Source organism: Kineococcus sp. R86509 (assembly GCF_042466365.1).
Taxonomy (GTDB): Bacteria; Actinomycetota; Actinomycetes; order Actinomycetales; family Kineococcaceae; genus Kineococcus.
This window is the reverse complement of sequence record NZ_JAXHCE010000001.1, coordinates 3,939,167-3,953,596: the sequence shown is the minus strand read 5'-3', so window position 1 is coordinate 3,953,596 and position 14,430 is coordinate 3,939,167. Positions and strand designations below refer to the sequence as shown.

General features: G+C 74.0%; 15 protein-coding genes. 4 read left to right on the top strand and 11 right to left on the bottom strand.

Annotation, left to right across the window (positions count from 1 at the left end):
- The first annotated feature begins 41 nt into the window (after window positions 1-41).
- Window positions 42-1,001, top strand: a complete 960-nt coding sequence (locus tag SJY07_RS19340; protein WP_380161237.1) for an MsnO8 family LLM class oxidoreductase — start codon at window positions 42-44, stop codon at window positions 999-1,001.
- Here SJY07_RS19340 and SJY07_RS19335 read toward each other — a convergent pair.
- The 11 genes from SJY07_RS19335 to SJY07_RS19285 form a co-directional block, all read right to left on the bottom strand.
- Window positions 985-2,382, bottom strand: coding sequence for a threonine/serine exporter ThrE family protein (locus SJY07_RS19335; RefSeq protein WP_380161236.1), 1,398 nt, complete (start codon window positions 2,380-2,382; stop codon window positions 985-987). The two genes, SJY07_RS19340 and SJY07_RS19335, sit on opposite strands and share 17 nt — an antisense overlap.
- Window positions 2,383-2,425: 43 nt before the next feature.
- Window positions 2,426-2,806, bottom strand: coding sequence for a hypothetical protein (locus SJY07_RS19330; protein ID WP_380161235.1), 381 nt, complete (start codon window positions 2,804-2,806; stop codon window positions 2,426-2,428).
- Window positions 2,807-2,927: 121 nt separating this feature from the next.
- A complete protein-coding gene (gene ggt / locus SJY07_RS19325; RefSeq protein WP_380161234.1) occupies window positions 2,928-4,721 on the bottom strand; it encodes a gamma-glutamyltransferase in 1,794 nt (597 codons plus the stop codon).
- 51 nt (window positions 4,722-4,772) lie between these two features.
- Window positions 4,773-5,387, bottom strand: a complete 615-nt coding sequence (locus SJY07_RS19320; RefSeq protein ID WP_328292595.1) for a nucleoside/nucleotide kinase family protein — start codon at window positions 5,385-5,387, stop codon at window positions 4,773-4,775.
- A complete protein-coding gene (locus SJY07_RS19315) occupies window positions 5,387-6,061 on the bottom strand; it encodes a histidine phosphatase family protein (protein ID WP_380161233.1) in 675 nt (224 codons plus the stop codon). Before SJY07_RS19315 ends, SJY07_RS19320 begins: the two co-directional genes overlap by 1 nt.
- Before the next feature lie 40 nt (window positions 6,062-6,101).
- Window positions 6,102-6,515, bottom strand: a complete 414-nt coding sequence (locus SJY07_RS19310; protein ID WP_380161232.1) for a hypothetical protein — start codon at window positions 6,513-6,515, stop codon at window positions 6,102-6,104.
- A gap of 185 nt (window positions 6,516-6,700) precedes the next feature.
- Window positions 6,701-7,138, bottom strand: a complete 438-nt coding sequence (locus SJY07_RS19305) for a nitroreductase family deazaflavin-dependent oxidoreductase (RefSeq protein ID WP_380161231.1) — start codon at window positions 7,136-7,138, stop codon at window positions 6,701-6,703.
- 10 nt (window positions 7,139-7,148) lie between these two features.
- Entirely contained in the window at window positions 7,149-8,150 is a 1,002-nt protein-coding gene (locus SJY07_RS19300; protein WP_328292599.1) for a Gfo/Idh/MocA family oxidoreductase, read from the bottom strand.
- Between the two features lie 18 nt (window positions 8,151-8,168).
- Complete coding sequence (locus tag SJY07_RS19295; protein WP_380161230.1) at window positions 8,169-9,110, bottom strand: ribokinase; 942 nt, start codon at window positions 9,108-9,110, stop codon at window positions 8,169-8,171.
- Entirely contained in the window at window positions 9,107-9,805 is a 699-nt protein-coding gene (locus tag SJY07_RS19290; protein ID WP_380161229.1) for a metal-dependent transcriptional regulator, read from the bottom strand. Before SJY07_RS19290 ends, SJY07_RS19295 begins: the two co-directional genes overlap by 4 nt.
- A gap of 342 nt (window positions 9,806-10,147) precedes the next feature.
- Window positions 10,148-10,954 carry an NAD-dependent epimerase/dehydratase family protein gene (locus tag SJY07_RS19285; protein WP_380161228.1) on the bottom strand — a complete coding sequence of 269 codons (807 nt, stop codon included), beginning with the start codon at window positions 10,952-10,954 and terminating at the stop codon, window positions 10,148-10,150.
- A 70-nt stretch (window positions 10,955-11,024) separates the two neighbouring features.
- Here SJY07_RS19285 and SJY07_RS19280 point away from each other — a divergent pair, with 70 nt between their 5' ends.
- The 3 genes from SJY07_RS19280 to SJY07_RS19270 all read left to right on the top strand — a co-directional run bounded on the left by SJY07_RS19280 (window position 11,025) and on the right by SJY07_RS19270 (window position 14,417).
- Window positions 11,025-12,134: an aminotransferase class V-fold PLP-dependent enzyme gene (locus SJY07_RS19280; protein WP_328292603.1), complete on the top strand. Its 1,110-nt coding sequence runs from the start codon at window positions 11,025-11,027 to the stop codon at window positions 12,132-12,134.
- A 63-nt stretch (window positions 12,135-12,197) separates the two neighbouring features.
- Window positions 12,198-12,542, top strand: coding sequence for a YtxH domain-containing protein (locus SJY07_RS19275; protein WP_380161227.1), 345 nt, complete (start codon window positions 12,198-12,200; stop codon window positions 12,540-12,542).
- Between the two features lie 51 nt (window positions 12,543-12,593).
- On the top strand, window positions 12,594-14,417 hold the full coding sequence (locus SJY07_RS19270; RefSeq protein ID WP_380161226.1) for a thiamine pyrophosphate-requiring protein: 1,824 nt from the start codon (window positions 12,594-12,596) through the stop codon (window positions 14,415-14,417).
- Window positions 14,418-14,430: the final 13 nt, after the last annotated feature.

The window sequence follows — 14,430 nt, the reverse complement described above, 5'->3', positions numbered from 1 at the left end:
ATGGGAACGACACGGCGGCACACGCGTGGTCTGCTGAGGGCGTGCTGCTGTCGCTGCTGGACCGTTCGCGGACCCGGACCGGCCGCTCCGACGCCGACGCGCTGCAGGCGACCCTGCGCCGGGCCCGGCGGGCCGAGCAGCTCGGCCTGCACCGGTTCTGGGTGGCCGAGCACCACGCCGTCCCCGGAGTGGTGGGTTCCGCGCCCACGGTGCTGATGGCCTCCGTCGCGGCGGTGACGTCGCGGATCCGGGTCGGGACGGCCGGGGTGATGCTGCCCAACCACACCCCCTTCGTGGTCGCCGAGCAGATCGCGACCCTGGCGGCGCTGCACCCGAGGCGCATCGACGTCGGGGTCGGGCGGTCGGTGGGCTTCACGGCGCCCGTGCGCCGGGCGCTGGGGGTGAGCAGCGCGGACGGTTTCGAGGACCGCCTCGCGGAGCTGCTCGACTGGTTGCACGGCCGGGGTCCGGTGACCCTGCGACCGCTGGTCCCGCCCCCGCCGGTGTGGTTGCTCGCGACGGGCGGCGGGCTGGAGATCGCCGCGCGGGCCGGGTTGCCGGTCGTCGCGGCGGGGCCGGTGCTCACCGATCCCGAGCCGCTGCACCGCTACCGCGCCGCCTCCCCGCCGGGGCGGGCCAGGGTGACGCTCTCCGTGGACGTGCTCGTCGCGGACTCCGTGGCTGCGGCCCGGCGCGAGCTGCTGCCGCAGGCGGTGGCCCTGGCCCGCACCCGCAGTCGCGGGGAGTTCGGCGCCCTGCCCAGCCCCGAGGAGGCCGCCGCCGCACAGCTCAGCGCCCGGGAACGCGCCGACGTCGAGCGGAACCTCGCGTCGACGGTGCACGGCGACGAGGCCGAGGTCCTCGACCGCCTGCAGGACCTGGTGCAGCGGACCGGCGCGGTGGAGCTGATGACGAGCACGACCCTGCACGACGAAGCGGCCGAGGCCGAGGCCGACACCCGCCTCGCCCGGTTGCTCGCCCGCCTCAGAACTGGCGGTTGAGGCTGCGCCGGCGGACACGACGCTCGATGCGGTCGAACTCGCGGCGCAGCGGCTGCGAGCAGAACTCCCCCAGCGTGACCCCGGCCGCGAGCGCCAGCGCCGTCCCCAGGGCGGTCACGAGCTGGGCGAGTCCGGCCGACGTCCCCCCGCCCACGATCGCGAAGATCGCCCGGTAGATCGCCAGACCGGGCAGCAGCGGCACGATCCCGCAGATCGACACCACCAGGCCGGGGACGTTCCAGCGCCAGGCGGTGCCCTCGGCCAGGAATCCCACGAGCAGCGCAGCGACCCCGGCGGCGGCCACCGGCCCCATACCGAGCAGCACGCAGGCACCCGAGACGCCCGTCGCGGTGGCCCCCGCCAGGGCAGCCAGCCCGACGGCCCGGCCGTCGGCGTAGCCGGAGACGGCCCACGTCACGGCCGCGCAGGTGCCGGCGAGCACCTGCACGAGGTACGGGGTCGACGTGGCGGCCGAGAAGCTGAGGCTGAGCGAGATGCCGGCGCGCTGGCCGAGGTCGAGGACGCCGGCGATGCCGAGGACCAGGCCCGTCGTGAGCAGCACCGTCTCGAAGGCCCGGGCGCCCGCGGTGACGTAGAACCCGGAGATCGCGTCCTCGGCGGAGCCGACGAGGGACAGCCCGGCGAGCAGCACGACGATCCCCGACCCCACGACGAGCGACGGCGGCAGCTCACCGATCCAGTCGGGCAGGTAGGGCTGCCACTCGAGCAGGGCGAGGGCGAATCCGGTGGCGATCCCGGCCCCGGCGACCTGCTGGAAGAACGCAGGCAGCCCGCGCTGGTTCAGGGCGGCGAGGACGAGCTGCAGGACGGTGGTGACGAGGCCGGCACCGACGGCGACGGCCCAACTCCCCCCGAGCAGCACGGCGACGGAGACGGCGAGCCCGATCGCCCCCGCCCCCGACATCCAGGGCCGGTAGGGGCGGCGTTGGGTCAGCAGCCGTTTGAGCCGGGTGTCGACCTCGTCGGGGGCCAGGCCGTCGGCGGCGGCGTGGGCGAGGTCGTAGAGCGCCGAGAGCCGCGAGTAGTCGTTGGCGCGGACCTTCACGACGCGGACGGCCGTCAGCGGGTGCCGGTCGTCACCGGCCGTGGAGACGATGACCGCGGTGAAGGTGATGTCGACCTGGGTGTGCTGCAGGCCGGCGCCGTCGGCGGCGCGCAGGGTCAGAGCGGTGACGTCGGCGGCTGAGGCCCCTGCGGACAGCAGGGCCTCGGCCATCCGCGCCATGGCGTCGAGGACCTCGAGGGCCTCGGACCGGGTCAGTCCCCCCTCGACGAGCGGCTCGGGGTCGGGCAGGGACTCGCCCGCGATGAGGTCCGCCAGCCGGGTACGCAGGTGTCGCACGGTTCGCAGCGCAGGCACGTGCCGACGCTACCGAACCCCCGGCCCCGGCTTCAGCAGGAGATCAGCAGGAGAGGGCGAGCTCCCCCTCGACGGCCGGGGTCAGCAGTCCGCAGCCGACCTGGGCGGTGCCGAGGTCGACGACCTGCCAGGTGCCGTCGACCAGCTGGAGCACGACGGTGGCGGGGTCGAGGACGTCGGCTCCGGCCGCGGTGGGGGTGAGCTGCGCGGCGGCCCACGTGGGGTCGCTGTCGGCGAGGCGGACGTCGGTGACGGAGTAGTCGGAGGCGGGCACCCCGGCCACGGCGGGACTGGTGGTGACGGCGGTGCTGATCTCGGCCGGAGCGCTGGTGGTGTCCGCGCTGGCCGACCCGGTCGTCATCGCGGCGATCGTGACGGCGAGGGCCGGCGCGGCGAGGAGCAGTGCGGTGGAGCGGCGGGCCATGGTCGAACCTCCTGGTCGATCGACCGCACGGTCGTGCGGTCGAGGGTGGGACGCACCGCACCCTCGACCCGTTGCACGATCCGTCGTCCGATCACCTGGAGGTGGTGTGGAGGTCGTGTGCTCACCCCAGGGGGTGGACGACCCCGGCGGCTCCGCCTCCACGGCGCACGGGTTCCGCGACGGCCTGCACGCTGCCGTCGGGGAGGAACTCCAGCGCCACCGCCGCGCCGATCTCCTCGGTGGGGGTGAACACGTGGCCCATCGCGGCGAGGGCCCGACCCCGCGGGGAGTCGACGTAGGCCGGTTCGGCGGAGGTGGCGGCACCGTTCTGCTCCGAGACCCGCGGGTTCGCGACGGCCGTGGGCAGGTCGACCCCCCGGTCGAGACGGTCGACGAGGATCCCGAGCGTGGTGCCGATGATGGTCGCCCCACCCGGGGAACCGGCGGCCAGGAACGGGCGGCCGTCCTTCAGCACGATCGTCGGTGCCATCGAGGACCGCGGTCGCTTGCCCGGGCCGGGCAGGTTGGGGTCGGGCCGGCCCGCCACCGCCGGGGCGGCGGAGAAGTCGGTGAGTTCGTTGTTCAGCAGGAACCCACGTCCGGGCACGACGATCCCGGAACCCCCGGTCTGTTCGATGGTCAACGTGTAGGACACGACGTTCCCGGCGGCGTCCGCGGTGACGAGGTGGGTCGTGGAGGTCCCCTCGTAGGGTTCGGGGGTTCCCGTCCCACCGGTGGTGCACCCCTCGGCGGGTGCGACCGGCCGGGGCAGCACCGAGCCCGGGTCGAGGAGACAGGCCCGCTGCGCCGCGAACTCCGGGGACAGCAGCATCGACTGCGGCACGTCCTGCACGTCGGGGTCACCGACGTAGCGGTTGCGGTCGGCGAACGCGAGCGCCGCCGCCTCGAGCTTGCGGTGTTCGGACTGGACGGGGTCGGAGGTCGCTCCGCGCTGGGCGTCGACGGCGTCGAGCACGTTCAGCGCTTCCCCGACGGTGGTCCCACCGGAACTCGGGGCGGGCATGCCGTAGACGTCGACCGGTCCGCCGGCGCCGGGCGCCTGGTGCACGACGTGGGTCGGGACCCGTTGCCGCGCCTGGTAGGAGGTCAGGTCGTCGAGGGTCATCCCGCCGCGCAGGACCTCGCGCGTGACGCCGTCGGCGAGGGGCGGCGCGGCGACGGTGTCGACGACGGCGCGGCCGAGTTCGCCGCCGTAGAACGCCCCGGAACCCTGGTCGGCGAGCAGTTGGTAGGTGCGGGCCAGGTCGGGGTTGGTGAACACGTCGCCGACCCGGGGGGCGTTGCCGTCGGCGAGGAACAACTGCGCGGTGGAGGTGAAGTCGCGGAACCGTTGCGCGTTCTCGACGGTCTGGTCGTGGAACTCCTGGTCGACGACGAAACCCCGTTCGGCCAGCGACCGCGGCCCGGACAGGACGTCGGCGAGGCTCATCGTGCCCTGGTCGGCCAGCGCCCGCTCCCAGGTGGCGGGAGTTCCCGGGACACCGACCGACAGGGTGGAGTTCACGAGGTCGGCGAAGGGCAGGGGTTTCCCGTCGTCCCCGAGGAACGCGTCCTGCGTCATCGCGGCGGGAGCGGTCTCGCGGCCGTCGAGGGTGTGGACGGTCCCGGTGCGCGCGTCGTAACTGACGAGGAAGCCCCCACCCCCGACGCCCGCTGAGTACGGCTCGGTGACCCCGAGCGCGGCGGCCGTGGCGATCGCCGCGTCCACCGCGTTCCCGCCCCGGCGCAGGACGTCCAGGCCGATGGCCGTCGCGTCCGGGTCGACGCTCGCGACGGCGCCCCCGAACCCGGTGGCCACCGGTTCCCGGGGCGGGGAACCGGCGTGCGCCGGGCTCACGAACCCGAACGTCAGGACGGCGGAGAACACCACGGCAGCACCAGCGCGACGTCGCATGCCGCGCACCCTCTCAGCAACCCCACAGCCCCGCCACCGGAACCGGACGGCTCAGAAGGTCGGTACGACCAGGTCGGCCCGGTCCCGGGTGGCGGCGATGACGCGCGCGTTGGCCTCGTCGCTGCCCAGGGCCCACGCGCGGGCGGCATCGGAGTCCTTGCCGAAGGCGACGTGGCGGGCGATCAGCCGGTCGTGACGCAGCGCCTCCCCCGGGTCGACGAACCAGGTCTCGTCCAGGAGTCCTTCGAGCGCGGCCCACGGACCCTCGCGCAGCAGCAGGTAGTTCCCCTCGGTGATGACCAGGGGCACCTCCCGCGGCACGGGGAGCGCCGAGCCGATCGGTTCCTCGATCTCGCGACGGAACTCCGGGGCGTGCACGACGGCCTCCTCCCCGGAGCGCAGCCGCCGCAGCAGCGAGACGTAGCCGCCGGCGTCGAAGGTGTCGTGGGCTCCCTTGCGCTCGCGCCGGCCGAGCGCTTCGAGCACGACGTTGGCGTAGTGGTAGCCGTCCATGGGCACGACGACGCACAACTGCGGACCGAGGGCGGCGGCCAGTTGCGCAGCGAGGGTCGACTTCCCCGAACCGGGCGCTCCGACGAGGCCCAGCACGCGGCGGGGTCCTGTCGTCATCGAGCGGGCGCGTTCCACGAGGTCGGCGAGGTCCATCAGAACACCGTCCCCGGTTCCGCGGCGGGACCTTCGCCCGCCGCCTCGGCGGCGACGGCGTCCACGACGGCACCCATCCAGCTCTCGCAGGTCCAGCCGTCCTCGGGTGACCCGGTCAGGGCGACGACCCCGGTGTTCTCGAGCCCGGTGGAGATGACGAACTGCGCGGACAGGTTCAGCGTGCGCTCGCCCGCCCAGCAGCGGATCGCGGCACCGTGGCTGACGAGGGCGAGGGTGTCGATCCCGGCGGCGCGGGCGGCCGTGACGGCGTCGAGCACGGCGCGGTCGTAGCGGGCGAAGAACGCGTGACCGTCCTCCGCACCCGGTTCGGCGGCGTCGAGGTCGCCCTCGAGCCAGGCACCGACGACGCCGAGGTAGCGCATCACCGACGGTTCGTCGCCGAGCATCTCCAGATCACCGGCCTGGACCTCGCGCAGGCCGTCGGCGACGTGCACCGGGAGGCCGAGGTGGGCGGCGAGCGGGGCCGCGGTCTGCTGGGTGCGCACCAGGGTCGAGGCCGTGATGGCGCCGATCCCCTGCTCCCCCAGCAGGTCCACCAGCGCGGCGGCCTGGTCGCGGCCCCGGGCGGTGAGGTCCGCACCGGGTACGGCGGTGTCGAGGAGGTGCTCGACGTTGGAGGAGGTCTGACCGTGTCTCACGAGGTAGAGGCGCACGCCTCACCCTCTCAGAACGGGTCGGACCTCGGAGCACCCCTCAGAGCACGACGTCCAGGCGCCCCTGGGTGCTGCCGTTGAGCATCGTCATGAGGCGCAGCTGCACCTCGACCGGGACGGGCTCCTTGGCCGCGAAGGTCATGCGCCCGATCATGCGGCGCAGGTCCTCGGCGGTCAGGTCGCGCTGGTCGGAGACCATGCCGGCCGCGCGTTCGCGGTTGATCTCGCGGGCCAGGGAGGAGACCTGGGTGGAGCCGATCTCGTGGGCGACCCCGGCCTCGTCCTGCCCGTAGAGGTGGCCGAGCAGGGTGCGGTCGGACTGGGTCAGCTCGTCCAACGGGTCCTCGTCGACCCAGTCCGGGTTGATCCGCTGGACGGGGGTGATGCCCGCCGTGCCGTCGAGGCGGGACGCGTTGCGCACCGCGGGTGCCGAGGTCACCGTTCCGATTCGCATGTCCGTCTCCATTCGTAGCCCAGGGTGTCTGCTGTGTGACTCCCAGTGTTACTCGGGGCCAAGATCGACCTGAGGGTCAGTCACCCGGATGGAGCAGTGGACGTCCGGGTGACCCCTGGCTGGGCCACCCGGACGATCCGCTCACGCTGTGCTCACATGGGGCTCACGTGGGGCTCACGTGGGCTTCAGGACACCGGTTCCAGCACGAAGACCGGGATCTCCCGGTCGGTCTTCTGCTGGTAGTCGGCGTAGTCGGGGTAGGCCGCTACGGCACGCTCCCACCAGACCGCCTTCTCGTCGCCGGCGACCTCACGGGCGGTGTAGTCGCGCCTGACCGCCCCGTCCTGCAACTCCACCAGCGGGGTCGCGACGATGTTGTGGTACCAGACGGGGTGCTTCGGGGCGCCGCCCAGCGACGCCACGACGGCGTAGCGCCCGTCGTGCTCGACGCGCATCAGGGCCTGCTTGCGCAGCTTCCCGGACTTCGCCCCCTTCGTGGTCAGGACGACGACGGGCATGCCCCGCAGGTCGCCCGCCTCCTGACCGCCGGAGGCCTCGTACTTCTCGACCTGCTCGCGCACCCAGGCTTCGGGACTCGGTTCGTACTCACCAGTCAACGGCATGTGCGGCAGGCTAATCGGTGCCCGGGAGCTCCGCCGCGCGGGCCACCCCGAGCCGGGTCACGGCCTCCTCGAAGACGCCGGCCAGGTCGAGGCTGAACTGCGGGGACAGCAGCGGGCTGACGGTCAGACCGGCGGCCAGGCACTCGTGCACGTGCTCGAGCATGAAGCGGTGCCCGTCGGCCACGGTGTGGTCGTGGACCTCGACGTGCTCGGCGCCGTCGGGGCCGCTGCGGTGCACGGTGAAACCCGGCGCCGCGGGCAGCACGGGGTGGACCTCGATCCAGCCCTCGCTCGCCTCGATCCACGCCTTGGACGGGGTCCGCGCGGCCATCGTCGTCGACAGCGCGGCGATCGCGCCGGAGGGGAACCCCAGGGCCAGCGCGACCTGGCGGTCCACCCCCGTCGGCCCCAGCGACCCGGCGACCTGCACCTGGTCCGGGGTCCCCAGCAGGGTCAGCGCGAGGCCCACCGGGTAGGGACCGAGGTCGAAGAGGGACCCTCCGCCGATGGCCGGGTCGTGGAAGCGGGTGAGGGAGTCGGGAGCGGGGAAGCCGAAGTCGGCGTGCACCCCGAGCACCTCGCCGACGTCCCCGCGCTCGATGGTCTCCAGCAGCGCGATCGTCCCGGGCAGGAACCGCGTCCAGTACGCCTCGAGCAGGAAGACCGACCGTTCGCGGGCCAGGTCGAGCAGGTCGCGGGTGGCGGCGAGGCTCACGGTCATGGGCTTCTCCACCAGCACGGCCTTGCCCGCGAGCAGGGCGGCCCGGGCGGGGGCGTGGTGCTGCGGGTGGGTCGTCGCCACGTACACCGCGTCGACGGCGGGGTCGGCGAGCATGGCGTCCACGTCGTCGTAGGCGCTGATCCCCGTCCCCTGGTCCGCGGCGAACCCCTTCGCCCGCTCGAGGTCACGGGAGGTGACGGCCACCAACCGGCCCCCCGGGGCGAGCTCCAGCGCACGGGCCACCGTGCGGGCGATGCCCCCGGTCCCGACGAAACCCCAGCCGACGCTCACGCGCTCCTCCTTCGAACCTCAGGCAGGTGTCTCCTGCGGAACGTCAGCTTTGCGCGGCAGCGACTGCGACGCACCCGCACGGCTCACGGTCACCGCGGCGACGCGGGCCGCCCAGTGCGCGGCGTCGAGCAGACCGGCCCCGTCGAGCAGGGCGTCCGCGAGCGCCGCGACGAAGCTGTCGCCCGCCGCCGTGGCGTCGACGAGGTCCGCGCGGACGGCCGCGACCTCGGCGTGCCCGCCCGGGGTGATGACGACCGAGCCGTGCTCACCGCGGGTGACGATCGTGGTGCCGGCGGGCCGGACGCGGCGGGCCTGGGCGACGATCCCCTCGACGTCGCGGGCGGTGGGCTCGCCGGCCAGGACGGCGAGTTCACCCGCGTTGGGCACGAGCAGGTCGGCGCGGGCCAGCAGCTCGGCCGGCAACGGCCGGGCGGGGGCGGGGTTGAGCACCAGCAGACCGGTGCACAGCCGGGCCGCGGCGAGCAGGGCCTCGTCGGGCACCTCGCACTGCAGGAGGACGACGCGGGCGCCGCTGACGGCCTCGGCGGCGGCCTGCACCCGGGCCTCGTCCATCCGGTCGTTGGCCCCGGGGCTGAGCACGATCGTGGACTCCCCGCCGTGCACGAGGACGACGGCGACCCCGGTCGGGACGTCGAGCGCGGCGACGTGCTCGACGTCGATCCCTTCGCCGGCCAGCGCCGCACGCAGGCCGCGTCCCTCGTCGTCGTCGCCGAGCGCGGCGACCATCGCGACGCTGCGCCCGAGGCGGGCGGCGGCGACGGCCTGGTTGGCGCCCTTGCCGCCCAGCCCGCGTTCGGCGTCGGAGCCGCGGACGGTCTGACCGGCGGGCGGCAGCTCGTCGAGCCGGATCGCCAGGTCGGCGTTGACGCTGCCGACGACGGTGACGTCGTGCGTCTTCTCGGCGTGCGGCTTGCCGTGGCTGTCGTAGCTGATGCTCACGCGTGCTCCTGACGGACGGGGAGGACCCAGATGGCGGCGACGGCCGGGTCGCCGAGGTCGACCTCGCGCCCCTCGCCCACCCGGACCACGGTGGTCCCGGCGAACTCCCTGCGGTGCAGGACTTCCAGCGTCAGGTCGAGACCGATGCCGAGTTCGGCGAAGTAGCGCAGGACGTCCGGGTCGGCGTCGGAGATGCGGGCGACGACGCCCGTGCCGCCCTCGGGGACGTCGGAGAGGTTGTGCGCGCCCGGTTGCGGGACGGTCCCGTCGGGACGCGGGATGGGGTCCCCGTGCGGATCGCGTTCCGGGTGGCCGAGGCGGGCGTCGAGACGGTCGAGCAGGCGGTCGGAGACGACGTGCTCCAGGACCTCGGCCTCCTCGTGGACCTCGTCCCAGGAGTAGCCGAGGTCGGCGACGAGGAAGGTCTCGAGCAGTCGGTGCTTGCGGACGACGGCCAGGGCGCGCAGGCGGCCTTCGGCGGTGAGTTCGACCCCGCCGTAGCGCTCGTGGCTCAGCAGGCCCGCGTCGGTGAGCTTGCGCACGGCCTCGGAGGCGGTGGACGGCGAGACGCCCATGCTCGTCGCGAGCATCGAGAGGGTGATCTTGGCGTCGGACCACTCCCCCGCCGCGTAGACGGTCTTGAGGCAGTCCTCGGCCGCCGGGGTGGCCGCAGCGGTCGTCGAGGGGCGGGGCACGGGGAAAGCTTGCCACCCGGCGCGTGCGGGCAGGATCGCAGCACGTCGGCGGTTTCGAGTTCGGCGCGCCGAAAACGTGGTTACAGTGGACCGGTCAGCCGGAGGACCCACCGGAGCAGCACCGACGGAGCAGAGGAGCGACCGTGCGCCGACCCTGGATCGACGTCGCCGACGTGGTGCTGAGCCTCGCCCTGCTGGTGGCCGCCGGTGCCGCCCTCGGCCGGGACCGCCCCCTGGACGCCGGGGCCGCGCTCGTGCTGGCGCTGGCCTGGGGTGCGGTGGCCGCCGTCCGGATCCGCGCACGCCGGCGCGCTCGCCCCGCTCCTCCGGCCGGCCCTGCGGTCACAACCCCATCGGTTCTCCCAGCGGGTGCTCCGGGAACCTCCCGCCCAGCCACTCGCTGACGGAGTTCAGGGCGGGCACCGACCCCGCGTAGCTCTCCGCGTCGTCGACGGGCTCGTAGCCCATCGCCCGGCCCTCCTCGAGGGACCACCACCGGCGCGTGTTGTCCGAGACACCCCAGATGCAGCGGTACCCCGCGGGCGCCGCCACCAGGAACGCCTCGACGAGGCGGGCCACGTCGTCCGGCGACATCCACGTCGCCAGGGCCCGCTCCCCGTTGGGTTCGGGGAAGCAGCTGCCGATCCGCACGGCGAGGACGTCGAGACCGGTCCGCGCGCCGAACAGCCGGCCCAGCGACTCGACCGCCGTCTTGCTCCACCCGTAGTAGGAGTCGGGCGGCGCGATGGCGTCCACGGCCAGGTCGGCCCCGGCGTCCAGGGTCGGGGCCATCCCGACGGCGTGGTTGCTGGAGGCGAGCAGGACCTTCGGGACCCCCGCGGCCCGGGCGGCGTCGAGCAGCACCCAGCTGCCGTGGACGTTGACCTCGAGGATCCGCTCCCAGGTGTCCTCCCCGGGGATCCCCGCGAGGTGGACGACCGCGTCGACGCCGTCGACCGCGCGGGCCACCAGCTCGCGGTCGACGACGGACCCGGTCAGGACCTCGGCGCACGCGGGCACGAAGTCCGGGTCGTGGTCGAGGTCCAGCAGTCGCAGTCGGCGCCCCTCGCGCGCGAGCCGCGCCGTGAGCATGCGTCCGACGACCCCGTTCGACCCGGTGATGAGCAGTCGTTGCTCTCTCTGTGCCACGGCGGCAGCCTAGCCAGTGCGGAAAACGCGTTCCCGGTCACCGCGCGCCCGACGGTGCCAGGATCCCCGGGTGGCTCCCGACGCTCCTGACGCACCCACCTCCGACCTCTCCTCGGCGTGGCGACGCATCCGCCCCCCGCGCACGACGCTCCACCTGGACTCCGCCGCCGCCGGGCGCAGCAGCTGGGCGGTGCTGGACGCGACCGCCCAGCACGCCCGTCGTGAGGCCGAGCGCGGCGGCTACGTCGCCGCCCAGGAGGTCTCGGACCTCCTCGACGCGACCCGCCGGCACGTCCTCGACCTGCTCGGCTGGGCGGAGGGGACCGTCGCCTTCGTGCACAGCGCCGAGGACGCGTGGCGTCAGGTGCTGCTGGGCTGGCCGGGCGACCTGCCCGTCACCGTCGCCCACGCGCGGGGCGAGTACGGCCCGAACCTCACCGTCCTGCGCCGCCTCGGCATCGGCACCAGCGAGGTCGCGGGCCCGCACCGCCTCGACCCCGCCGCCTTCGCGGCCTCCCTCGCCGCGAACCGTCCCGACCTGCTCCACCTGACCTGGCTCGGCAGTCACGTCGGGACGGTGCAGCCGGTGGCGGAGGTCGCGGCGATCGCCCGCGCGGCGGGGGTGCCCGTGGTCGTCGACGCCGCCCAGGCCTTCGGGCACGTCGACACGACCGGCGCCACCGACGTCGACGTCGTCTACGGGACCTCGCGCAAGTGGCTGGCCGGACCGCGCGGGGTGGGCTTCGTCGCGGTCCGCGGCGACCTCGCGGACCGGATGGGCGGGCTGGAGCAGGCGGAGGCGCACGTCGCGGGCCGGGTCGGGTTCGCCGCGGCGGTCGCCGAGCACGTCGCCCTCGGTCCGGCCGCGGTGCACGCCGGGCTGGCGGCCCTCGGGTCGCGGACGCGGCGACGCCTCGCCGACGAGCTCAGCGGGACGTGGGAGGTCGTCGAGGACCTCGACGAACCCTCCGCGACGGTCACGCTGCGACCGCGGGAGGCGATCGACCTGGCCGGTCTGCGCGCCGAGCTCATCGCGCGCGACGGCATCGTCACGACCTACGTCGGTCCCGAACGCGCCCCGGGCGAGATGACGACGCCGACCCTGCGGGTCAGCGGTCACCTCGACACCGTCGACGAGGACGTCGACGCGCTGGCCCGGGCGTTGCTGCGCCGTTCCTGACGCGCGCCCGACGGGCACCGCTGCCAGAGTGGGTGCCGATTCCACGCATCGAGGAGGTACGACGTGAAGGGCAAGACGATCTTCCTGGTCGCCGGGGCCACGGGCTACGTGCTCGGGGCTCGCGCGGGCCGGGAACGCTACGACCAGATCGCCTCGGCGGTCGGCCGCCTGTGGGGCAACCCGAAGGTCCAGTCCCGGGTCGGCGACCTCGAGGACAAGGCCGGCGACCTCGCGAAGCAGGCCGGTTCGCTGGCCCAGGACAAGGTCGGCGCCGCCGCCGGTTCCGTCGCGGGTTCCGTGAAGGACAAGTTCAGCGGCAACGGCGACAACAGCAGCAGCAGCAGCAGCAGCAGCAGCAGCGACGCTCCCCTCGGGGAGCAGCACCACACCCGCATGCCGACGGACTAGTTCCGCGGAGTTCCGGGTGCGACGTGACGACGTGGCGCCGACAGTGGGGGCATGAGTTCTCCCACGGTCGGTGACCACGTCGTCTCGCGTCTGGGGCAGTGGGGCGCGCGACGGTTCTACGGCTACCCCGGCGACGGGATCGGCGGGGTGATCTCCGCCGTCGGCCGCGCCGTCGAGGCCGGCGAGGCGGAGTTCGTGCAGGTCCGGCACGAGGAGACGGCGGGTTTCGCGGCCACGGCGGACGTGAAGTTCGGCGGCTCGCCCCTCGGGGTCGCCGCCGTGACGTCCGGACCGGGTGCCGTGCACCTCCTGAACGGGCTCTACGACGCGAAGCTCGACCACGTCCCCGTGGTGGCCCTGGTGGGTCAGACCGCGACGGCCGCCCTGGGGACCTCGTACTACCAGGAACTCGACCTGGTGCGCCTCTACGGCGACGTCGCCGGGGAGTTCGTCTTCCAGGTGACGAAGCCCGAGCAGGTGCAGCACGCGATCGACCGCGCCGCCCGCACGGCGCTGGAACGGCGCACCGTCACCGCGGTGATCCTGCCGAGCGACGTCCAGGACCTCGACGCCGTCCTGGAGGTTCCCGACGCCCACGGTTTCACCCACACCTCCGCCGTACCGGGGTCGTTGCCCGGCATCCCCCGGCGGGAGGCGCTGGAACAGGCCGCGGAACTGCTGCGCTCGGGCAAGAAGGTCGCGATCCTCGCCGGGGCCGGAGCCCTGGGGGCGACCGCCGAACTCACCGCCGTGGCCGACGCCCTGGGGGCCGGAGTCGCGAAGGCGTTGCTGGGCAAGGCCGTCCTCGACGACACCCTCGACTGGGTCACCGGGTCCATCGGACTGCTCGGCACCCGCCCCAGCTACGACCTGATGCGGCAGTGCGACGTCCTGCTGATGGTCGGGACCACCATGCCCTACACGGAGTACTACCCCGCGCCCGGTCAGGCCCGCGCGGTCCAGATCGACGTCGACGGAACCCGGTGCGGGCTGCGCTACCCCACCGAGGTGAACCTCGTCGGAGACGCCAAGCTCACCCTGCAGGCCCTGCTGCCGATGCTGGCGGGGGCGGAACCGGATCCGGGGTGGCGTCGCGACATCGCCCGGTGGAACACCGCGTGGCGGGAGTGGGGCGAGGAACGCGCTGCGGCGAAGGCGGACCCGGTGAACCCGGAACTCGTCGTCCGCGGCCTCTCGTCCCGCCTGGAGGACGACCACCAGATCGCCGTCGACTGCGGGACCGCGACGAGCTGGTTCGCCCGCGACCTCGACCTGCGCCCGACGATGCAGGCCTCGTTGTCGGGGACGCTGCTGTCGATGGGTGGCGGACTCCCCTACGCGATCGCCGCGAAGCAGGCCCATCCCGACCGGCCGGTGCTGGCCCTGATCGGCGACGGCGCGATGCAGATGAACGGGGTCAACGAACTCATCACCGTGGCCCAGCGGTGGCGGAGCTGGTCCGACCCGCGGTTCGTCGTGGTGGTCCTCACCAACCGGCAGTTGTCGTTCGTCGCCTGGGAGGCACGGGCCATGCAGGGCGAGGTCCCCTTCGACGCCGCGATGGACGTCCCCGACGTCCCCTACGCGGGCTGGGCGGGACTCCTGGGTCTCGGGGGCCGGCGGCTCGAGGACCCCGCTCAGATCGACGACGTGCTCGACGAGGCGTTCGCGGCCGGACGTCCCTACGTGCTCGACGCCGTGGTCGACCCGAACGTGCCGATGATCCCGCCGCACGTCAGCCTGGACCAGCTCCTCGGGACGGCGAAGTCGCAGCTCAAGGGCGACCCGGCGGCGAGGGAGATCGTCGTCGAGGGGGTTCGCGAGACCATCGGGGCCGCAGCGCGGGCGCTCGGCAAGCACCTGCCCGGGACGTGATGCAGTACGTTTC